Origin of the sequence: Polynucleobacter sp. (genome assembly GCF_030693775.1) — a bacterium.
In the GTDB taxonomy this organism is placed as follows: domain Bacteria; phylum Pseudomonadota; class Gammaproteobacteria; order Burkholderiales; family Burkholderiaceae; genus Polynucleobacter.
Window position 1 is genome coordinate 326162 of the sequence record NZ_JAUXZY010000004.1, and the last position, 22381, is coordinate 348542.

The 22381-nt window shown below is 51.8% G+C and carries 15 protein-coding genes; 5 read left to right on the plus strand and 10 right to left on the minus strand.

The window, feature by feature from the left end; translation table 11 throughout:
• The first annotated feature begins 10 nt into the window (after positions 1-10).
• The 3 genes from recG to ubiA are packed head-to-tail and all read left to right on the plus strand — an operon-like array spanning position 11 to position 3877.
• Positions 11-2086 carry an ATP-dependent DNA helicase RecG gene (gene recG / locus Q8M75_RS04445; RefSeq protein ID WP_371131743.1) on the plus strand — a complete coding sequence of 692 codons (2076 nt, stop codon included), beginning with the start codon at positions 11-13 and terminating at the stop codon, positions 2084-2086.
• A 10-nt stretch (positions 2087-2096) separates the two neighbouring features.
• Positions 2097-3023 (plus strand): LysR substrate-binding domain-containing protein, encoded by a 927-nt coding sequence (locus tag Q8M75_RS04450; RefSeq protein WP_305486613.1) that lies wholly within the window; start codon positions 2097-2099, stop codon positions 3021-3023.
• A complete protein-coding gene (gene ubiA / locus Q8M75_RS04455; RefSeq protein WP_305488168.1) occupies positions 3023-3877 on the plus strand; it encodes a 4-hydroxybenzoate octaprenyltransferase in 855 nt (284 codons plus the stop codon). The genes Q8M75_RS04450 and ubiA overlap by 1 nt, the downstream gene beginning before the upstream one ends.
• Here ubiA and proC read toward each other — a convergent pair.
• From proC to Q8M75_RS04480, 5 genes are read right to left on the minus strand one after another with little or no spacing between them, the layout of a single operon-like run.
• Positions 3866-4729: a pyrroline-5-carboxylate reductase gene (gene proC, locus Q8M75_RS04460; RefSeq protein ID WP_305486616.1), complete on the minus strand. Its 864-nt coding sequence runs from the start codon at positions 4727-4729 to the stop codon at positions 3866-3868. The two genes, ubiA and proC, sit on opposite strands and share 12 nt — an antisense overlap.
• Before the next feature lie 13 nt (positions 4730-4742).
• Complete coding sequence (locus Q8M75_RS04465) at positions 4743-5468, minus strand: YggS family pyridoxal phosphate-dependent enzyme (protein WP_305486618.1); 726 nt, start codon at positions 5466-5468, stop codon at positions 4743-4745.
• Entirely contained in the window at positions 5465-6772 is a 1308-nt protein-coding gene (glcF, locus tag Q8M75_RS04470; protein WP_305486620.1) for a glycolate oxidase subunit GlcF, read from the minus strand. The genes Q8M75_RS04465 and glcF overlap by 4 nt, the downstream gene beginning before the upstream one ends.
• A gap of 13 nt (positions 6773-6785) precedes the next feature.
• On the minus strand, positions 6786-7934 hold the full coding sequence (gene glcE / locus Q8M75_RS04475; protein ID WP_305486622.1) for a glycolate oxidase subunit GlcE: 1149 nt from the start codon (positions 7932-7934) through the stop codon (positions 6786-6788).
• Positions 7934-9430: an FAD-linked oxidase C-terminal domain-containing protein gene (locus Q8M75_RS04480; protein ID WP_305486624.1), complete on the minus strand. Its 1497-nt coding sequence runs from the start codon at positions 9428-9430 to the stop codon at positions 7934-7936. The genes glcE and Q8M75_RS04480 overlap by 1 nt, the downstream gene beginning before the upstream one ends.
• Positions 9431-9464: 34 nt before the next feature.
• Between Q8M75_RS04480 and Q8M75_RS04485 the strand changes: the two genes are divergently transcribed.
• Positions 9465-10031 (plus strand): cob(I)yrinic acid a,c-diamide adenosyltransferase, encoded by a 567-nt coding sequence (locus Q8M75_RS04485; protein ID WP_305486626.1) that lies wholly within the window; start codon positions 9465-9467, stop codon positions 10029-10031.
• Between the two features lie 18 nt (positions 10032-10049).
• Here the strand turns inward: Q8M75_RS04485 and Q8M75_RS04490 are convergent, their stop codons facing one another.
• From Q8M75_RS04490 to Q8M75_RS04505, 4 genes are read right to left on the minus strand one after another with little or no spacing between them, the layout of a single operon-like run.
• The gene (locus Q8M75_RS04490; RefSeq protein ID WP_305486629.1) at positions 10050-11171 is read right to left on the minus strand and encodes a 3-deoxy-7-phosphoheptulonate synthase; all 1122 of its coding nucleotides are present in this window, start codon (positions 11169-11171) and stop codon (positions 10050-10052) included.
• A gap of 18 nt (positions 11172-11189) precedes the next feature.
• On the minus strand, positions 11190-12659 hold the full coding sequence (tldD, locus tag Q8M75_RS04495; RefSeq protein ID WP_371131769.1) for a metalloprotease TldD: 1470 nt from the start codon (positions 12657-12659) through the stop codon (positions 11190-11192).
• A 37-nt stretch (positions 12660-12696) separates the two neighbouring features.
• The gene (locus Q8M75_RS04500; protein WP_305486634.1) at positions 12697-13512 is read right to left on the minus strand and encodes a carbon-nitrogen hydrolase family protein; all 816 of its coding nucleotides are present in this window, start codon (positions 13510-13512) and stop codon (positions 12697-12699) included.
• 48 nt (positions 13513-13560) lie between these two features.
• Positions 13561-17775: a YhdP family protein gene (locus Q8M75_RS04505; RefSeq protein WP_305486636.1), complete on the minus strand. Its 4215-nt coding sequence runs from the start codon at positions 17773-17775 to the stop codon at positions 13561-13563.
• 46 nt (positions 17776-17821) lie between these two features.
• Here Q8M75_RS04505 and glnE point away from each other — a divergent pair, with 46 nt between their 5' ends.
• Positions 17822-20659, plus strand: coding sequence for a bifunctional [glutamate--ammonia ligase]-adenylyl-L-tyrosine phosphorylase/[glutamate--ammonia-ligase] adenylyltransferase (gene glnE / locus Q8M75_RS04510; RefSeq protein WP_305486639.1), 2838 nt, complete (start codon positions 17822-17824; stop codon positions 20657-20659).
• A gap of 28 nt (positions 20660-20687) precedes the next feature.
• Here the strand turns inward: glnE and recN are convergent, their stop codons facing one another.
• The gene (recN, locus tag Q8M75_RS04515; RefSeq protein ID WP_305486642.1) at positions 20688-22358 is read right to left on the minus strand and encodes a DNA repair protein RecN; all 1671 of its coding nucleotides are present in this window, start codon (positions 22356-22358) and stop codon (positions 20688-20690) included.
• Positions 22359-22381 lie beyond the last annotated feature (23 nt).

Consider the following 22381-nt stretch of genomic DNA (forward strand, 5'->3'; position numbering starts at 1 on the left):
AATTCTAACCATGACGAAACCCCGGCCACCAAATGCACTCGAAAAAATGGGCTTAAATAGCCCCATTGCGCTCGCATTGCACCTGCCGAGCCGCTACGAGGATGAAACTGCGCTATACAGCATCGAAGACGCATTAATTAAAGGGTCATTTAGCGCAGTACAAACCCAAGGGAAGGTGATACGCAGTCAGGTGCTCTTTCGGCCGCGGCGTCAGTTGGTGGTCACCATTGAGGATGAGACAGATGTATTGCAGTTGCGCTTCCTCAACTTTTACCCGAGCCAGCAAAAGCAAATGGCTGTGGGTGCTCATGTGCGCGTACGTGGAGAGGTGCGCGATGGGTATGCAGGACCTGAGATGGTTCACCCCACCGTCAAAGCAGTTGCGCCCGATACCCCACTACCAGCGAGCCTGACTCCGGTCTATCCCGCCAGTGAGGGTGTGACTCAAACGGTGATTCGCAAGGCGGTGCAGCAGGCATTGCGATCAACTGACATTAAGCAATTTCTCGCCGAATTGATTCCCACAGCTGTGACGGCTGATCTCTTGCCGAGGGGCGAGTGGATGCCTTTGCACGATGCGATTCATTACCTACACAACCCACCGGCCGATGCGGATACCGCCGCCTTAATGGAGCGAACCCACCCAGCATGGCGACGCGTACAGTTTGAAGAGTTGTTGGCGCAGCAGCTCTCGCTAAAGCAGGCCCATGCCCTGCGCCGTCAGCGCAATGCACCGCGTCTGCACGGAGAGCCATCAACTCCAGGTCAGCAATCGATTGAGCAAGGGCTGTTGGCAGCTCTGCCATTTGAATTAACGGGAGCGCAAAAGCGGGTATGGGCACAAATTGAGTCGGACCTCAGCCGCGCATTTCCGATGAACCGCTTATTGCAAGGGGATGTGGGTAGCGGCAAGACCGTGGTTGCGGCGCTAGCTGCAGCCAGAGCAATCGACCATGGCTATCAGGCTGCGGTGATGGCCCCCACTGAAATCCTGGCAGAACAGCATTACATCAAAATGCAAGAATGGTTTGGGCCGCTTGGGGTGGAGATCGTCTGGCTATCGGGCAGTTTAAAAGCCAAAGAAAAAAAAGCTACACATGCAGCGATCGAGAGTGGAGCTGCGCAACTGATTATTGGTACCCACGCCTTGATTCAGGAAAGTGTTTCGTTTGCGAAGTTGGGCCTCGCGGTGATTGATGAGCAGCACCGCTTTGGAGTTCGCCAACGCTTAGAGATATCGCAGCGCATCGGCTCTGAATTGTTCTACTGCCATCAACTGATGATGTCGGCAACCCCAATCCCCCGCACCTTGGCAATGACCTACTATGCCGATCTGGATGTGGCTGTAGTGGATGAGCTACCGCCCGGTCGCAAGCCTATTGTGACCAAGGTGGTGAAGCATAGCCGGCGGGATGAAGTGATCAGCGGACTACAGGACTGGCTGAGTAAAGGCTTGCAAGCCTATTGGGTGTGCCCCCTAATTGAAGAGTCAGATGCCTTGCAACTGCAAACTGCAGTGGAGAGTTATGCGCAGTTAGAAGAGCGCTTGCCCCAATTTAAAGTAGGCCTGGTGCATGGGCGATTAAAGGCGGAGGAGAAGGCTGCTGTGATGGCAGCATTCAAAGCCAATCAAATTCAATTGCTGGTGGCGACTACCGTGATTGAAGTGGGGGTAGATGTACCCAATGCGGCCCTCATGGTAATTGAGCATGCGGAGCGATTTGGTTACGCCCAAATTCATCAATTGCGCGGCCGAGTAGGGCGCGGCACAGCCGACTCGGTCTGTATATTGATGTATGCGGAACCCCTTTCAGCGGCGGCCAAGGAGCGTTTGCAAACCCTGCGTGAAGTATCCGATGGTTTTGTAATTGCTGAGCGCGACTTATCGCTGCGGGGTCCAGGTGAGCTCTTAGGTGCAAAGCAGTCGGGCGATACCATGCTCCGTTTTGTAGACCTGCAGCGCGATGCCTGGCTGATTGATTTAGCGCAGCAGGCGGCGGAGCGCCTTTTGGCAAATCATCCGACGGTGGTAGAGCAGCAACTGGAGCGGTGGCTCGGATCGCGCGCCGATTTTCTAAAAGCCTGATAATTGAGCCATGACATTAACTGAACTTCGCTACATTGTTGCCGTTGCCCGGGAGCGCCATTTTGGGCGTGCCGCCGAGGCTTGCCATGTTTCGCAGCCCACCTTATCGGTTGCCATTAAAAAACTCGAAGAGGAATTGGGCGCGCAGATTTTTGAGCGAACTAGTGCTGAGGTTGCAATGACGGCCTTGGGGATTTTAATTGTGGAGCAAGCGCAGCGGGTTTTAGAGGAGTCCAATGCACTCAGGCATCTGGCAAAGCATGGTCAAGATCCGTTATCTGGCCCCTTGCGCCTGGGCGCAATTTATACGGTTGCACCTTATTTGTTACCCAGCCTTGTGCGGGTAGCGCGTGAGTCTATGCCCAACGCCCCTCTATTTTTGGAAGAAAACTTTACGGTTCGTTTGTTAGAGATGCTGCGGCAAGGCGCCCTCGATTGCGCTATTTTGGCTGACCCATTTCCGATGGCGGGCCTTGAGGTTGCCGAGTTGTATGACGAGCCATTTTATGTGGCCGTTCCGCAGGACCATCCTTGGACTGAGCGCCAATCAATTGGCCATGACGAATTAAAAGAACAAAATACCTTGCTCTTGGGCGCGGGCCATTGCTTTCGGGATCATGTGATTGGTGTATGCCCAGAACTCAATCGCTTCGGGCCCGGTCCGACGATTGGTGAGCAACGCAGCTTTGAGGGCTCCTCACTGGAAACCATTCGGCAAATGGTTGCAGGCGGCATTGGCATTACTGTTTTGCCGCGCACCTCGATTCCGGACCCCAAAACCCGTGAGGGATTAATTCGTTATATTCCATTTGAAGAGCCTATGCCAACCCGGCGCGTGAGTTTGGTCTGGCGCAAAAGTTATCCGCGTGCAGCGGCGATGGTCGAGCTCGCCAAGATTATCCGGCGCTGTGATTTACCTGGAGTGAGGTTGGTCTGATTTTGCAGCGGCTCTTTGCTTACGCCCGCTTAATTCGGCTCGATAAGCCGATTGGTACGCTGCTATTGCTGTGGCCAACCTATTGGGCTTTATGGCTCTCGAATCAGGGTATGCCGCCCTTGGATTTGTTGGTTATTTTTACGCTGGGTACTTTTTTGATGCGCAGTGCCGGTTGTGCTATTAATGACTATGCAGATCGCGATTTTGATCGCCATGTCGAGCGCACTAAAAATCGCCCCATCACCAGCGGTCAAATCAGCGGCAAAGAAGCGGTCTTGATTGCTGCCATCCTTGCCCTATTGTCCTTTGGGCTCATTTGGCCACTCAATTTACTCACGAAACAGTTATCGGTTTTGGCGATTCTTATCGCAGTTATGTATCCATTCACCAAGCGCTTCTTTGCGATGCCGCAAGCCGTATTGGGCGTAGCTTTTGGATTTGGTATTCCGATGGCCTATGCCGCAAGCCAAAATCAGGTGCCGCTTGAGGCGTGGATTTTATTTGGAGGCAATCTTTTTTGGACGATTGCCTATGATACGGCGTATGCCATGGTGGATCGTGACGATGATCTGCGCTTAGGTTTGCGTACCTCTGCGATTACCTTTAGACGTTTTGATGTGATTGCAATTGCAGCCTGTTACGCCTTGCTGCTCATTAGCCTCTTATGGGTTGCTTACTTGGTTCGACTCAATGACTTATTCTGGTTTGGCTGGGTTGGGGCACTCATCTGTGCTATTTACCATGTCTCTCTGGTGCGCACTCGGCAACGGGACGCTTGCTTTAAGGCGTTTCGCCAAAACAATTGGCTAGGCGCTTTTTTATTTCTGGGGATCGTACTGGGATTATTGGGCTAACTCATCGCCCATGGCTTTGCCGCGCTTGGCTGCGGCAGCAAGAGCCGCCTCTAAAATGCCTTGCCAATCCGCTTCCTTGAGAACAGCTAAAGCGGCGGCAGTTGTGCCCCCCTTGGAGGTCACTTTTTCACGCAAGCTGCCGGCAGATTCAGCTGAATTAACTGCAAGCTGCGCAGCGCCTTGCAAGGTAGCGTAAGCGAGGGCTCTAGCGCTTGCTGGATCTAGACCTAACTTTTCTCCGCCGCTTTGCAGTGCCTCTAAAAATGCAAATACATAGGCGGGGCCACTGCCTGATAACGCAGTAACGGCATCAATCAAATTCTCGTCGCCTACCCAAATACTTTGCCCGACTGCATTGCACAGTGCTGCTGCCCTAGAGCGAGCTTGCGCATCAACGCTGGCATCTGCACATAAGCCCGTAATGCCCATGCCAATGAGGGCAGGAGTATTGGGCATTGCGCGTACACAGCGCGAATGACCTAACCAGCTTGTCATACTGCTGAGCCGAATACCGGCTGCAATGCTGATGATGAGTAAGCGTTCTGCAGCGATGGCTTTTAAGTGAGGGGCTAGGGATAGGGCCACTTGCTTGAAGTCTTGGGGTTTCACAGCCATCACCACAACCTGCTCAAGCGTGGAATCGAATTGCAATTGGTCGATCGAATGCACGACGGCTAGTGAAAAATCAGATTTGAGCTTTTCGGCAGTAGCAGCAAATGGCTCTACTACGGTCATTTGTTTGGCTTGTAGACCACTGGCCAGTAAGCCTCCAATCAGGGCTCGACCCATATTGCCACCGCCAATAAAGGTGATGTGCGTATGGGCCAAAGGGGAGAGAGTGGAATCAGTCATAAAGAGAATAGTACTAGGCCTTAGCGGGAGGGCGCTGACCAAAGATGGCGGTGCCGATTCGGACCAAGGTGCTGCCTTCGGCAATGGCCGCCTCAAGGTCATCCGACATGCCCATCGATAGGGTATCAAAATAAGCGTAACCTCGATCATCGAGGCGGGATTGCTGAATTTCTACAAACAGCGCTTTCATTTTGGCGCATGCGGCGCGCTGCTCTACGGGGTCGGTGCTGGGAGCGGGAATGGCCATCAGTCCACGTAAGGTCAGCCCTGGTAGTTGTGCAACGGCATCGCATAGTGCTACCGCCTCCTCAATGAGGACACCACTTTTACTTTCTTCATTGCTGACATTGACTTGCACACAGACTTGCAGGGGTAGTACCTCGGGCAGCTCTAGGCGCTGCGCCGACAAACGCTCTGCAATTTTTAAGCGATCAATGCTTTCAACCCAGTCAAAATGGTGGGCGACCTCCTTGGTTTTATTGCTTTGCAGTGGCCCAATAAAATGCCATTCAAGCCAAGGACGTAATTTGGCGAGTTGCTGTATTTTCTCAACGCCTTCTTGTACGTAGTTTTCGCCAAAACACGTTTGGCCGGCATGCATTGCCTCTTCTACCGCGCTTGCAGGAAAAAGCTTGCTAACTGCCATCAATTGAATTTCTTCAGGCTCGCGTTTCGCGGCGAGGGCAGCTAATTCAATGCGGTCTCTGACCTGGATTAAATTGACAGCGATTTCCCTCATGCGGCCTCGGACTCTGCAGCTTGCGCGGCGTCCACGAGAAGCTGATCCACAATCTCAACCCAATGCAGGACCGGCATTTTTTCTTGTTGCAAATGCGAGATACAACCAATGTTGGCAGAAACAATGGCGGTAGCCTTACTGTCTTCATAGGCCCGCTGCAAATGATCTAATTTTTGCTGACGCAGTTGACCCGAAAGAGCCGGCTGTAAAACCGAATAGGTGCCAGCAGAGCCACAGCACAAATGGCTATCAGCACACAAGCGAGCAGGTACCCCAATACTCTCCAATAAGCCTTCGACTTTGCCGCGAATTTTCTGACCATGCTGTAAGGTGCAAGGTGGGTGGTAGACCACACCTGATTTTGGATTGCTGCCTAGCAATGCAACCAAGTCTTCTGTATAGCTCGGCAATATTTCTGCTAAATCTTTTGTCAGCTCAGAGATGCGCTTGGCCTTCGCTGCATAGTGCGGATCCTGCGCAAGCAAATGACCATAATCTTTCACCATGACGCCGCAACCCGAGGCTGTCATCACAATGGCGCTGACTGGATTGCTGCCATCAACATAAGGCCACCATGCATCAATATTGCGCCGCGCCGCATCTAAACCACCATCCTGGTCGTTCAGGTGATAGCGGAGTGCGCCGCAACAGCCTGCCTTAGGGGCGCTAACTAGGTCCACGCCGAGACGCGCTAAAACACGCTGGGTCGCATGATTGATATTGGGCAACATGCCGGGTTGTACGCAGCCCTCTAAGATGAGCATCGTGGCACGTGCTGCCTGCTTTACAGGCGCTAAGGCTACTGTGTTGTTGGTCTTGATTTGATTGGTGTAAACCCCATTGATAGGCACCTTGCGCTTGAGTTCACTTGGTAACAGTGGTCGCACCAATCTACCCAAAGCCATCGCAGAGTTAAAGAGCGCTGGACGGGTTAAACCTTCTTTTAAAAGCCAGCGTGTGAGGCGCTCACCGGATTTGCGTGGGGCTGTACTTTGTTCGGCCCATTTGCGCCCAATATCAATCAACTGACCGTATTGAACGCCGCTGGGGCAGGTGGTTTCGCAATTGCGGCAGGTTAGGCAGCGATCCAGATGTAAGCGGGTTTTTTCAGTAACCGCTTGACCCTCTGCCATTTGTTTGATGAGGTAGATTCGACCGCGTGGACCATCTAGCTCGTCACCTAATATCTGATAGGTTGGACAAGTGGCGGTGCAGAAACCGCAATGCACGCACTTTCCTAAAATACGCGCAGCCTCGTTACCGTCGTGGGTATTAATAAACTGGGGGGCTAATTGGGTTTGCATATCAGTGGGTAGATTAAGGAAGGCGACCGGTTGCAAAAACCCCGGATGGATCAAATGCCTTACGCAATTGGGCTTGGACAGAAGTGAGTGCCGCACTATGGGCTTGATCGCTCAGCAAAGTGAAGCGCTGCGCTACACCATTGCTACCAACGCGAAAGCAGCTGGCGTGACCGCCGTGTTCAATTGCCTTTGCTTTCACTTTCGCTTGGGTATTTGCATCTGCTGGGCCATGCCACCAGCGTTGTTGGCCGTGCCATTCGAGAACGCGCTGCTGAGTGCCACTTGAGGCGAGCGTAGAAAAATCGATAGGTGGACATGCTGCAGGCAGGGCGAGGCGATACAGGGCATCATCAGCACCCAACCCATGAAAGCAATCCAATTTGTGTTCGCGTAGATCCCGCCAAAATGCAGCAGCAATGGCAGGGTCAAGTTCGGTTGCGCCTAGAGTGGATTTCATGAGGACGGTAGCGGACTGGACTGCGGCAACTGCGCCTGCAAGGCGAATGGTGAGCTCCCCATCGGCATTGGCATCACCTGAGCCGATCCAACTACTCGCCGACAAGGGCAGGGGTTGGCCTGCCCACTCATTCAATACCTTTAGTGCGCGCGCCTCAGAAATAAAGCAGCGCAAGGATGCGCTGCCAGCAGGCTTTGGTAAGACCTTGACGGAGGCCTCGAGTATGAGGGCGAAGGTGCCTAAAGAGCCTGGCAACAAACGCGAGACGTCATAGCCGGCCACGTTTTTCATGACCTTACCGCCGAACGATAAATCGTGTCCTTGCCCATCCATGAGGCGCGTACCCAATACATAGTCGCGCAAATTACCGGCGCTGATGCGTCCTGGGCCAGCAAGACCAGCGCCAATCGCACCACCAAATGTCGCTTGCGCTCCAAAGTGGGGAGGCTCAAATGCCAGCATCTGATTTTTTTCGGCGAGTGCTGCCTCAATGGTGGCCAATGCCGTTCCGGCACGCGCTGTAATGACGAGCTCTTCGGGTTGGTAGTCTACGATCCCATGAAACCCAGTAGTCAGTAAAGGGGTATAGGCATTGGGGTTGCCGTACCAGCTCTTTGAGCCACCCCCTTGAATTGATAGCGCCGTCTTTGATGCGGCTGCGGCTTTAATTTGATCTCGGAACTGCTGAATCTGCACATCGCTCATTAAAAACGCTCCAACTCAGGATGCGGTAACTTGCCACCGCTGATGCGCATGCGACCGTACTCGGCACAGCGGCTAAGACTGGGAATGGCTTTATCGGGGTTCAACAATTGGGCTGGATCAAAAGCGCGTTTCACGCCCCAGAATAATTCCCGCTCATGCTCGCCAAATTGCACGCACATCGAATTGATCTTTTCGATACCAACACCGTGCTCGCCGGTAATGGTCCCGCCGAGTTCAACGCACGCCTCTAATATGTCGGTGCCAAACTCTTCCGCACGGTGCCACTCGTCCATGTCGGCGCCATTAAATAAGATCAGCGGATGCATATTGCCATCGCCCGCATGAAATACATTTAAGCAGCCGAGCCGATATTTTTTTTCCATTTCTTGAATGCGGCGCAAGAGCGTAGCAATGTGACGCCGAGGAATCGTTCCATCCATGCAGTAGTAGTCGGCTGCAATGCGGCCCGCTGCTGGAAAGGCATTTTTACGACCGCTCCAGAACGTCAGGCGCTCACTTTCATTTTTTGAGATACGAATGCCGCTGGCGCCCGCTTTTTCTAAAACAGCAGTCATACGCCCAATTTCTTCTGCTACTTCTTCTGGCGTGCCGTCGGACTCACACAGCAAAATGGCAGCGGCGTCTAAGTCGTAGCCGGCGTGCACAAACTCTTCGACCGCCCGCGTTGTTGCCTTATCCATCATCTCAAGGCCGGCCGGAATAATGCCAGCGGCAATAATGGCGGCAACCGCATTGCCGCCTTTTTCGATGTCATCAAAGCTAGCCATAATGACTTGGGCTAATTTGGGTTTTGGTACGAGCTTGACAGTCACTTCTGTGACCGCCGCCAGCATGCCTTCGCTACCCATCACAATGGCGAGTAAATCAAGTCCCGGTGCATCAGGCGCTAGGCTACCAAATTCGACAATCTCGCCGCTCATTAAAACGCCACGAACACGCAACACATTGTGCAGCGTTAATCCGTACTTAAGGCAGTGAACGCCGCCGGAGTTTTCGTTGACGTTGCCGCCAATCGAGCAGGCAATTTGCGATGATGGATCGGGAGCGTAGTACAAGCCCAAATGGGCAACTGCCTCAGAAATCGCCAGATTGCGCACGCCCGGCTGCACAACCGCAGTGCGGGTAAATAGATTGATGTCCAGAATCTTTTTGAGTTTGGCAAGGGAAAGAACTAGGCCTTGGGCGATGGGCATCGCGCCGCCCGATAAGCCGGTACCAGCACCGCGGGGCACAACAGGCACATTCATGGCATGGCAGACCTGCAAAATACGCGACACTTGTGCTTCGTTTTCAGGCAGGGCAACTGCCAAAGGCATGCGCCGATAGGCCGCTAAACCATCACATTCATAGGGGATTGTGTCCTCTGGTTCCCACAAAAGGCCGTCTTCCGCCAAGATGGGCCGGAGCGCCGAGACTAATTTAGCCTGCAGAGCCTGAATTTCTAGGAGATCGGGTGGTGGGGCGACAGTATTCATCGCTCCATTTTAGCCATTTACCTATAATCAGTTGATGGGAAATCGACTTTCAAAAATTGCAACACGAACCGGCGATGCCGGCATGACCGGATTGGGCGATGGCAGCCGAGTTGAAAAGGACCATTTGCGCATTTGCGCGATGGGGGACGTAGACGAACTCAACTCCGAAATCGGTGTTTTGATGACCGAAGCCATCCCGGAGGCCATTGCCACTGAGATGCAGGCACTCTTTTTGCGGGTGCAGCATGATTTGTTTGATTTGGGTGGGGAGTTGTGTATTCCGAATTACACCCTACTCAAAGAGGAGCAAGTGGCGCAGTTGGATGCGTGGCTCAAGCACTACAACGATACGCTGCCCCCGTTAACTGAATTTATTCTGCCTGGCGGTACACGTGCGGCTGCGCAAGCCCATGTCTGTAGAACGGTTTGTCGTCGCGCTGAGCGGTCTATCGTGAAGCTCGGTTGGCACGATACCTTGCATGACTCTCCGCGTCAGTACGTCAATCGCTTATCGGATTTGCTGTTTGTTTTGGCGCGGGTATTAAATCGCGCCGCCGGTGGTCAAGATATTCTCTGGAAGAATCAGAATAAATCCGATTGATCCAGAGTTTTCCCTTTTTTATCCGCGCCGACGTTTCTTAACGGCTTGCGCCAAACGCTCTAAGACCTTCACTGAGTCGTCCCAATTAATGCAGGCATCGGTAATGCTCTTGCCGTATTCGAGGGCGCTGGCATCATCTTTGCCTGGGGTGAATTTTTGGGCGCCACCGTTGAGGTGACTTTCAATCATCACGCCAAAGATGTGGCGTGAGCCAGATTCAATTTGTTTTGCGATGTCATCGGCCACCGTAATTTGACGCTCATGTTGTTTGCTCGAGTTAGCGTGCGATAAATCAACCATGAGGCTGGCCGGTAACTTAGCTGCCTCGAGCTCCTGACATGCTGCGGTGACAAATTTTTCTTCGTAGTTTGGCTCTTTGCCGCCGCGCAGAATGACGTGGCAGTCTTTATTGCCATTGGTTTCAACAATAGCAACTTGACCATTTTTGTGTACCGATAAGAAGTGATGCTCTCTACGCGCTGCCTGGATAGCGTCGGTAGCGATGCGGATATTGCCATCCGTGCCATTTTTAAATCCAATCGGAGCCGACAAGCCAGAGGCAAGTTCGCGGTGCACTTGGCTCTCGGTGGTACGGGCGCCAATGGCTCCCCAAGAAATTAAATCAGCAATGTATTGCGGGGAAATCACATCTAAGAATTCGCTACCGGCAGGCATACCCATGCGATTGATTTCCATGAGTACTTGACGCGCAATTCGCAGACCTTCTTCGATGCGGAAACTCTCATCCAGATAGGGGTCATTGATTAAACCCTTCCAGCCAACCGTAGTGCGGGGTTTTTCAAAATAGACCCGCATAACAATTTCCAGTTCACCCGAAAAACGCTTACGTTCAGCTAAGAGACGCTGGCAATACTCAAGTGCTGCTCGTGGATCATGAATGGAGCAGGGGCCGATGATGACTAAAAGTCGGTCATCTTTGCCGTGAATCAAATTACGAATCTTGCTGCGCGTTTGGCTGATTAATTTTTCAATCGCTGTTCCAGCAATCGGAAAAAAACGAATCAGATGCTCTGGCGGTGGCAGTACCGTAATGTTGTGAATACGCTGGTCGTCGGTATCCGAGGTTTTATCCACGCTGGCATACCAGTTTTCGGGGGTGATGTTGGTTCGAGTGCTCATATCCGTATTTTAAGCTGATTAGGCTGTGCCCCCTACCGTCATGCCATCGATCCGGAGGGTTGGCTGGCCAACGCCTACTGGCACGCTCTGGCCTTCCTTGCCGCAAACCCCAACCCCGCTGTCTAGCTTCAGGTCATTGCCGATCATCGAGACCTGTTTTAAGGACTCTGGACCGTTGCCAATAATGGTGGCGCCTTTCACGGGATATTGAATTTTGCCGTTTTCGACCCAGTAGGCTTCCGATGCAGAAAAGACAAATTTCCCGCTGGTAATGTCGACTTGCCCGCCGCCAAAGTTGACTGCATACAGACCGCGTTTGATGCTGGCGACGATTTCTTGGGGATCTTCTTTGCCAGCCAGCATGTAGGTATTAGTCATGCGTGGCATGGGTAAGGAAGCAAAACTCTCGCGCCGACCATTGCCGGTCTGGGGCATTTTCATCAGCCGAGCATTCAAGGTATCTTGAATGTAGCCTTTCAGAATGCCATCCTCAATCAAGGTGGTGCATTGGGTTGGCGTGCCTTCGTCGTCGATATTCAAGGAGCCGCGTCGCCCGCTGAGGGTGCCATCGTCGACCACCGTCACTCCCTTGGCGGCGACCCGTTGGCCGATGCGGCCTGCAAAAGCGGAGGATCCCTTGCGATTAAAGTCACCCTCCAGGCCATGACCGATGGCTTCGTGGAGCAATACACCCGGCCATCCTGGGCCCATAACAACAGTCATCGGGCCGGCAGGAGCAGGGCGCGACTCTAAATTGAGGAGTGCGCTATCCACCGCCTCATCTACCCAATGATTCACTAGGTCAGACGTGAAATAGCCGTAGTCATGGCGAGCGCCGCCACCAGCCGAACCAGATTCGCGACGCCCATTTTGTTCGGCAATCACATGAACCGAAACACGAACGAGTGGCCTGATGTCGGCCGCCAGTAAGCCATTGGCACGCATCACGAGCACCACGTCAAATTCCCCAGCTAAGCTAGCCATCACTTGAATGATTCGGGGATCCCGCGCTTTGGCGCGCCGCTCAATTGCTTCCAGCAAAGCGATCTTCTCCGTTGGACCTAAAGAGTCCAGTGGATTTAAGCCGGAATACAGGGTATTGGCGACTGGCGTCGATGTAGTTCTCGCAAGAGCCTGCTTGCCGCCCGATGGACCAATGACGCGAGTTGCTTTAGCGGACTTGAGTAGGGCGGGTAGATTGATTTCATCCGAATACGCAAACGCAGTTTTGTCACCATAAATTGCGCGCACGCCAACGCCCTGGTCAATGCTAAAGCTTCCCGACTTAACGATGCCTTCTTCTAGGCTCCAGCTTTCATTGCGTGTGTGTTGAAAATACACATCAGCATCATCTAGGCGATGAGCGTACATGACCCCAAAGGTATCGTGCAAATCCGATTCGGTGAGACCGCTGGGCTCAAGCAATATTGACTTGGCGATTTGCAGTAAGTCGCCCTGTTGTTTGGGTTTGGTCCAATCAGTCGGCATGTGAACATCATTCATAAATGCAGTGTCTTTCAAAAAATCACATTGTGCGGTGGTGTAGTGCAGGTAATTTAGAGCGTACCGCGTTTAACCGTTCTTTGCTCAGAAGACCGTGTACTAGGCCCTCACCTTGATCCAGAACGCTAACAACCTGGCCCCATGGGTCAATCAGCATCGTATTGCCCCAGGTGCGGCGCTGATTCTGATGAAGTCCCCCTTGGGCTGATGCCAAGACATAGCATTGGTTTTCAATTGCTCTAGCGCGCAATAAGATGTCCCAATGGTCTTTACCAGTGGTGTAAGTAAAGGCAGCTGGAATCAGGTGGCAATCCACCAATCCAATCGCACGATAGAGTTCAGGAAAGCGCAAGTCGTAACAGACGCTTAAGCCAAAGCGCCAATCCACTCCTGCAACCGAAATCGACACACTCCCGGGTTGATCTCCAGGCGCAATCGTTTCTGATTCTTGATAGCGCTCTTCGCTTGTCTGAAATCCGAACAAATGGATTTTGTCGTATCGTGCAATTTGCGCGCCATCTGGATTAAATACTAAGCTGGTGTTGAGCACCTTGTTTGGGTCGCTGCACTCCAGCGGAATAGTGCCGGCAACTAAAAAAACACCATATTGTTTTGCAAGACTGGACAAACGCTCTTGAATGGGGCCATAGCCCAGTTTTTCTCTGGCTCTAACCTTATCGGTATCGGCCAAACCCATCAAGCAAAAGTATTCTGGTAGCAGAACAAGCTTGGCACCAGTTGCAGCAGCCTCAGCCACCCAATGTGCTGCCCGATCGAGGTTTTCTGTAAGCAGTGGCGTAGACACCATCTGAATCGAGCAAACGCGCAGTTCGGACATAGGTGAGATCAGTTAAAAGTGGGAATACGTCAATCGTACTGCTTTACTTTAATTGGGGGTTGCGATTACGCCAGAACCAGAGAAAGACTCAATGGCACTTTGGCCGGTAGTAGGTGCAGGAGTGCTTGAGTTGGGCGCGCTTGGCTTGGCCTGTTCTTTGAGTAAGCCCTTCGTACGAATACCGTCGAGCACCTTGGGATCTAAGGGCTGCCCCTGCTGGTTGAGGGGGATGATTTCGGGATCTGTCCAGGAACCTTGCACTAAATAATCCGACTGCATTGCCTTATTGATTCGATTCGTTACCAGATATTGGCCAATTAAAGCGCCCAGTCCAGCAATCGGATTGATCGCAAACACCGCCAAAGCGCCGGAAGTTGCGTCAATACTGGGGAAAACCGTAATGCGTAAATCCTGGGTTTCTTTCGGGGCATCAATTAAACCCGCCATGGCAACGCGGGCCTGATCAAGTTGCATTAAAAAGTTATCAGTTTTGGCAATGCCGCTGTTGACTGCAAAATCACCGGTAATCGTTTTAAAGGCAGTGCCTTGCGATACCACCGTTCCAAGGCTACCTTGCAAATCCAGCGTAGCAAAGCGTAAGAGACTTTGCAGGCTAAGTACACTAAATAATTTAGCGGCAGTGGTATCTACCTTTAGGAGGCGACCTTTTTCAAGCGCAACATTGATCTTGCCATCTAGCGTTTCAAGTTGAGGCTGGAATGCTGAGCCATGCCATGCTAGTTTTCCGCTAATCTTGCCATCCCCGCCTTCAATTGAGTTGGGGTTGCCCCAGCGGGCAGCAATGGGGCCTAGATCCGCAATCGCCATCGTGACATCAATCTCAGTCCGCTCTTTTTGGGCGCCATCGCTGCCGCACCAAACCCCACTAATGACAGTAGTGTCTTGCGGATTACTCACTTGCAGATTGTTAATCATCAATGCGGTGGGCGAGCGAGTCGCTTTTAGGCTTACCTTTCCAAGGGACTTGTCACCGTATTGAAAGTCATCGACGGCAAGATTGATGTTGGGCAACTCTCCTACCGATACTTGGGCTGGCGCTTGTTGCTTGGTCGCTGAATTAGTGGTGGCGACAGACCCGATGGTATCCGGAATATGCAGGGCGCTTAGCTTGCCGCTAAGTTGCCCCGCAATATCCATTTTTTTCTTGGCTTGCCACTGAATTTGCCCTGCTACCTGTGGGGATGTAATTTGCAATTGCAGTTGCGCGTCTTTTTGATTTGCGCTGAGTTGAAGATCAGACCAGTGGCGATTGAGTAGCGTCAGTTTTTTTACTTGAGCAGTGATTTCTACTGGCACATTCGCTTCGGCGTACTTTGCTGAGCTGGACTCGCCCTCTTTTTTTCTTGCCGTATCAATTGCTACTGTTGGTTTTAGAAATGCATACCAGGCATCGAGATCAAGCTCATTGGTATTGATCCCAAAAGTGATGCCATTTTGAGGCAAGGTGGCTGGCTGACCAATGCCGTAGGCTTGCCTTACTGGGCTTCCAGTAGCAGAGCTGCCTTGCATAAAAATACGCTCACCAATTTGGCCGGACCAACTCAGTATGTTGCCCCCACTTTTTTGATCTGGGTTGCTTTTTAAATTCAGGCGAGCAGAGAGTGGGGTATTGATTGCCTTGTTGAAAGGCTCTGGGGCATTTAAGCCAAATGCATTGAGATTAAAGCGGATATTGCTATCGATAGTGGATTTGTCTATACGGACTTGACCGTCATAATTAATCTTGCCCGCCATTGCGTTTAAGACAGGAGCAAAGGTCAAATCGCTTTTATCTGCCAGGTGCTTTTTGAGTTCATTCGTATTAATACCACCAGCGACTGTCAGCACTTTTTCCGATCCCCCAGATGACTGGCTAGTCACCTGGAGACTACCGCCCAAAACGTCGGCGCGAATTGTTTCTGGCATCGGAAAGTCATCGCGTATTCGTAAGCTACCTTTGGTATTGAGCAGTGGCGGAAAGTCAGACCACTGTATTTGATTGCCCAATAATGTTAAGCGAATATCGATATCAGGATCTTTTGATCCCGATAGTGGGATTGCTAAATCGACGCTTAAATCCGCAGGGCCGCTGACATTTAGCAATTGTGCAACCGAGGGGCGCTTCTGCAACATGGGCGTAGGTTTGATGTAGTCCAGTAACTCCTTCAAATCACCGCTAGCAGAGCCCTTTACTCTAACCTCTGAATTGTTGGCCGTGACATCATTGATTGTGGCTTGAACCGATTGCAAAAGAGCGTTTTGGTAGTTCGCCGTATCGACTTGCACTTTCAGCGCTGCCTCTTTCATTATTACTGCACCGCTGAGATTAGTAAAAGCGGGCCAGATACCCTGGCTGGCAGGAAGGGTTGGTACTGGACTGAAGGTGGTGTTTTTGATCGGTAGATTGAGCGTGAATTCCCCGGGGTATTGCGCGGAGTAGGGAATTTGATTGGGGTCTCCTTTAATAAAGAGACTGCCTTTTTGTACTTCACCGCCAGCAAATGCCTTGCTCAGGTAGGTTCGCGCATCGCGATCCATTTCGACTGGAAGATAGCGATGCACTTGCGTCAACGTGGCGCGCTCAAATTGCATATTCAGGGTCAGTGAATCCGTTTGTTTGGGGTCGCCAAAGAGGTAGTTGGCGGATAGCGATGCACTGACATCCGGGTTGCTAAATGCAACATCCTTTCCGCTGATTTGCCATTGCCCCTTTATCTTTTGCCATTCAATCCGACCTTTTGCGGTCTCGAGTTTGAGTTTTGGATCCGCTAAAAATCCGCTGATATCAAGCTCAAGATTAGGGGAGTTCAATATCAGGCTACCTTGCTTTTCGTTGGTCTCCAGTCGGCCCGTTAAGTTGCTTACGCTCGGTAACACATTGCGGGGCCCTAGGAAGCGAAATTGACTTAAATCCGCTTTGATCGACAAGGCCAAATTGGCATTGGGTAACCAGGTTTTGGGTAGAGGTAGGACTGAAGTTTTTTCTGACCACTGGATATCGACGTTCTCCAGAAGTCCGCTTGCCTTGGAGCCTGCAATGATGCGGTGCAGTTTATTAGGTAGGGGTAGATTGAGCGCAAACAAGGTGGCATCATCAACGCTAATGCGAGGGGATGCAAAGCCAAACTCCCGGATTTCTTCACCGGCTTTGGGCGGAGTCCAATAAAACGACATCGGACTTAATTCTTTCAGAGGGAAATTTTTAGGACTCCCAAAATCCCGCCACGCTAATTTTTTACTGGTTACGGAAACCACTTTTCCTTTGGAGCTTTCCTGAATTTCTGCCTCGAGTCGACCAAACTCCAACAGATCGCGCTCCTGTTTAAATTGAACGCGTAAGTCATCTGCAAGGAGCAGGGCATCGCCGCCATTTAGCCTGCCCTTACTTAGACTTATAAAGCCACGTGACTCCAGAATGCCTTCGAGCATGGGCAGGGGTAGCTTAAAGTCGAGCGCTAAGCGATTGAGGTTGAGCCCTTTAAAGTCCCAGGTAAATTGCCCGCTCCAGTTACGCCAATTGCCGGGCTCGCCGCCGATGCCGTGTTTAAAGTCTGCACTCAAGCGCACTGGGCTTCGATCGCTGGGTAAATAAGCTACTAAGTCAATCAGGTGATCTCGTAGGCCGTTGGAGATCAAGAGGGATTCGATTCGAATATCGGTATCTAATTTTTTCTTCTCGTGATCCCGCCAGTGAATCACTGCATTGCTTAGCTGAATAGCGTTTTGCGCCATGAGCCAATCACTACCTGCATGACCACTTTCGTTTGGATCAAGTGCAATACCGGCAATCGAAATGATCCCAGTTTGACTTCGCTCGGCAGTGAGCTCGGCATTCCTGATGACCAACTTTTCAAAATACGGGGCAAGATGATAAAAGGACAGCAGGCTGAGTTCACCCGATATGGATTGGATTGCCAGCGCAGGCAAATTTTTTGTTGGACCGCTGACCTTGCCTGCGTTCTGGGCATAAAACCGCAATCCATTGATTTCAAATTCAGGCCGCAGGCCATCCCAGCTGACGCGCACATCATCCATCGTGACCGTAACGCCCAGTCGGGACCCCATCAGCTTTTCTAGGGTTGGCTTGGATTTTTCAATCTGCGGCCAAATAAGGTAGCGGACCCCAAAATGCAAGGCCACTGCAAGTGCGGCAAGGATAGCCATTACCTTAAGAAAGCGGACCAGCCAACGCGACCAATGGAGCTGAGCAATGCCGTTTTTCATGCTGCGCAGCAAGGGTCCGAGGGAAATGTTTCCAAACATAAACCCTATTATCCGTCACCCCACTCAAGAATAGCTATGATTCGGTATGGCCTCGTTTGATCATCAAATCGACTTTTTGAAGCGGCATTCTGTATTTGCTAGCCGCTGGCTACAGGCTCGTCCTGATTGGGCTCCGTGGCTTGCGGAGCATCAAGGCCAGCCGGTTAACTTGGCGGCGATTAAGGCTCTGCTTGAGCCAGCGCAAGGCATCGCTGCTGAGCCGGAATTAGACGAATTAAAGCTAATGGCGGAGTTACGCCTAGCCCGTCAGAAATTAATGCTGTACTTGGGTTTGCGTGACCTCAGCGGGCAGGCCCCATTGGCTGAAGTGACGGAGGCGCTGAGTATATTTGCTGAGCAAACCGTCGCAATAGCCTTGGAGGCAATCCGCACCGACTTAAAGGCACGTTTTGGTATTCCATGGTCTTCCGAGGCCAATTGTGAGGTCCCGCTGATGGTGGTTGGCATGGGTAAGCTCGGTGGTTATGAGCTCAATCTATCGTCCGACATCGACTTAATTTTTCTCTATGAGTATGAGGGCGAGACCCAAGGCGGTGAAAAAAGCCTGTCGAATCACGAGTGGTTTACGCGGATGGGCAAACGCTTAATTAAGATCATCTCTGAGCACGATGCCAATGGTTTTGTCTTCCGGGTGGATATGCGTTTACGGCCCAATGGTGACTCTGGTCCTCTGGTATGCAGCTTGGATATGCTTGAGGTGTACTTGACAGTACAAGGCCGCGAGTGGGAGCGTTATGCCTGGATCAAAGGGCGATTGATTTATCCGCTAGCAGGCTCGGCTGACCATGGGCGCTGCGAAAAAGCATTAGATCAACTCATACGTCCGTTTGTTTATCGGCGCCACTTGGATTACGGCGTGATTGCAGCGATTCGGGATTTGCACTCGCAAATACAGCGTGAGGCAGAAAAACGGAGCGCCAATCGCCATGGCAGATCCCACGATATCAAGCTGGGACGAGGTGGTATCCGTGAAATTGAATTTTTAGCGCAAATGTTTCAACTGATGCGCGGTGGTACAGATCCACGCTTTCGCATTAGACCGACCTTGCAAGTGTTGCAGTTGTTAGCTCAGCAGAATCTGTTGCCAGAGAATGAGGTGCATGATTTAAGCGAGGCCTATGTTTTTCTGCGCCGCCTTGAGCACCGTATTCAGTTATGGGAAGACCAGCAAACCCACTATTTTCCTGAGGAGACGGAATCTCGAGCGCGCTTAGCGGAGGCGATGGCTGGGCCAGATGAAAAGTCTGAGGCGACTTTATCGGCATTCCTAGACGAGCTCACGCGCCAGCAAGATCGGGTTGCACGTTTATTTGAAAAAGCCTTTGTGCTGGACGATAAAACGCGCCTCGATACCGAATCGATTGCATCTGATTGGCAACCCAATGGTGACCGCTATCCAGAAGCCTGCCAGCGTTGGCAGACTTGGCTGGAGAGTTCAAAACAGCGCAGCTTGCCAGAAAAAAGCCGACACATCTTTAATAATCTGATTTGTAAGGCGACAGAGCAGTTAGAGCATGACACCATTGATCCCGCGGTAGCAGACCAAACCTTATTGCGCTTCTTTGATCTATTGGAGGCGATTGCGCGTCGTAGCGCCTATCTTTCCATATTGGCTGAATACCCCAGCGCCTTGCATAATATTTTGGCTTTATTGCAGGCCTCGCAATGGGGTGCAAGCTACTTAAGTCGCCATCCCCATTTACTGGATTACCTGCTCGCTACGCGTTCTGAATCCGAACTTGTCAATCACCCCGAGGCCTATTGGAAGGGCATTAAGGCTGATTTAGATATGCGCCTCGATGATGCCCTAGCGGATGGCGATGGCGCAGCCGAGCACGCCATGGATATTTTGCGGGTCACTCACCATACTGAAACCTTCATTACGTTGTTGGCCGATTTGGGAATAGGCATTGCTAAGCCTTTAAGCGTTGAAGCAGTCAGTGATCGCCTATCCGCCTTGGCCGATTTAATTCTGCAGGCAAGCTTTGAGCGGATTTGGCCGGGCGTGGCCAAGAAATTTGATTTAGATCCGACCCTTCCATCCTTTGCTGTGATTGCGTACGGTAAGTTGGGCGGTAAAGAATTAGGCTACGCATCGGACTTGGATTTGGTTTTTCTATACGATGAAAAAGAAGCCCAAACGGATGCAGCGCATTTTCCGGCACAAGAAGTTTTCTCATTGCTAGCCAAGCGCATGATTAATTGGTTGACGACACACACTGCTGCAGGCACCCTGTTTGAAATCGATACCCGTTTACGGCCCAATGGCTCCGCAGGATTTTTGGTTACGAGCCTGGATTCATTTCGTAAGTATCAATTACGGGAGGGCGACAATGCCGCTTGGGTTTGGGAGCATCAGGCCTTAACGCGCGCACGCTTTGCTGCCGGTAATCTCCAGGTGGCACCGCAGTTTGATGCCATTCGATCTGATGTTTTAAGCCAGGTGCGCGACGTCGCTGCTTTGCGCTCAGAGATTTTGAGTATGCGTCGCAAAGTGCATGCTGGACACCCTAACCCCAGTACTCAGTTTGACCTGAAACATGATGCCGGCGGTATGGTCGATATTGAGTTCATCGTGCAATTTTTGATATTGGCTTATGCGCACCAGCATCCTGCACTGATTGGTAATTTGGGGAACATTGCATTGTTAGGTATTGCTGCAAACGCAGGATTGATTCCTAAGGAATCTGCCGTTTCAGTAGCCGATGCCTACCGCTTGCTGCGCGAACAGCAGCACCGATTGCGCTTAGATGGGGCTGAGAAAACCCGAGTTGATTTGAGTCTGCATCCCGACCTTTTGCAGGCGCGCACTGCAGTCAGTGCCTTGTGGGAATCCATTTTTCAAGATACATCGAACGACTGATGTCGTTACTCTAGCAAAATAAGGCTGTTTAATTTTGCTCTAGTAGCTCGCGGGCATGGCGCCGGGTTGTATCGGTAATGGTTGCGCCGCCCAGCATACGGGCAATTTCTTCTACGCGCTCATTTCGACCCAGTGTGCTGACCTGCGAGAGGGTGGTATTGCCCGCTTGGGATTTGCTGACCTTGAGGTGATGATTGCCTTGGGCTGCAACTTGGGGAAGATGGGTCACGCAGATAATTTGATGCGATTCACCCAGTTGACGCAGGAGTTTTCCGACTGTTTCAGCAACGGCGCCGCCAATACCGGCATCGACTTCATCAAAAATTAAGGTGGGTGTAAAGGAAGCCTTGCTGGTGATGACGCTGATCGCTAGGCTAATGCGGGCAAGCTCGCCGCCGGAAGCAACTTTAGCAAGGGAGCGCGGAGTGCTGCCCGCATGACCCGCCACCTGAAATTCGATTTGCTCAAGACCGCTAGCTCCACCTTCCGCAAGCGGGAGAAGGGCAATGTCGAGTTGACCGCCGGCCATGGATAAATCTTGCATCGCCAAGGTCACTTCCTTGCTGAGTTGGGTTGCCGCTTTACTGCGCTTTTGGGTCAGTTGCTTTGCCGCTTTGAGATAGACCTCTTCCGCTTGATTTACTTTATTGCGTAGCGCCTCAATGTCTTGCGCCGCAGTTAAGGCGCGTAAGTGGTCTGCGGTATCGGTCAGTAATTGCGGCAGGGCATCCGCATCCACTTTATATTTGCGCGCAGCACTATGTAAATTCTGCATGCGAACTTCGAGTTGAGCTAAGCGCTCTGGATCGAGGTCAACCTTTTGCAAATACCGGTTTAGGCCATGCACGGCCTCGTCCACTTGAATTTGTGCCGACTCGAGTGCGTCTGCAATATCTTTTAGATTGGGGTCGTGTTCGAGCAGGTCCTGCATCACTGCATTCATTTTAGACAGAGAGGAATCAACCGAATGATCGGATTCACTCAAGATCGTGATTGACTCTTGGCAGCCGCTAATGATTTTTGCTGCATTGGCCAATCGGCTATGGTCGCTCTGGATCGTGAGCCACTCCCCAGCAATGGGTGCTAGCTCCGTTAACTCTTCCAGTTGCCACTCGAGGCGCTCACGCTCTCTAGCAAGGTCTTGACCGGCATTTTCAGCTTGGGCCAGTTGCTTACGTAAGTCATGCGCTGTCCGAAAAGCCTTACTGACATCGCTCACCAGTGCGCTCAGGCCCGCATGCCGATCGAGTAGGTCGCGCTGCGCACCCCCTTTGAGTAAGAGTTGATGCGCATGTTGGCCATGAATGTCTACCAATTGATCGCCTGCCTCGCGCAGTTGCGTAAGCGTGGCAACGCTGCCATTAATAAAGGCGCGACTTCGTCCACTGCTTTCGACGATGCGTTTTAGAAAAAGACTTTCGCCCTTGTCTTCACTGGGAAAGCCATTCTCATCAAGCCAGGTGGCAATCGCTGATTGCGCATCAGCATCAATCTGGAAGAGGGCGCTAATCTCAGCGCGATTGCAACCTTCGCGGATTTGACTGCTATCGGCGCGTTCGCCTAAGACCAGGCCAAGCGCATCGAGCAAGATGGACTTACCAGCACCGGTTTCCCCGGTCAGTACCGTAAACCCCGATGTGAAATCAAGCTCAAGTGCGTCGACGATGACGAAGTCACGAAGGGCTATGGTTTGCAGCATGGATCTAGAGTACTAAATAAAGG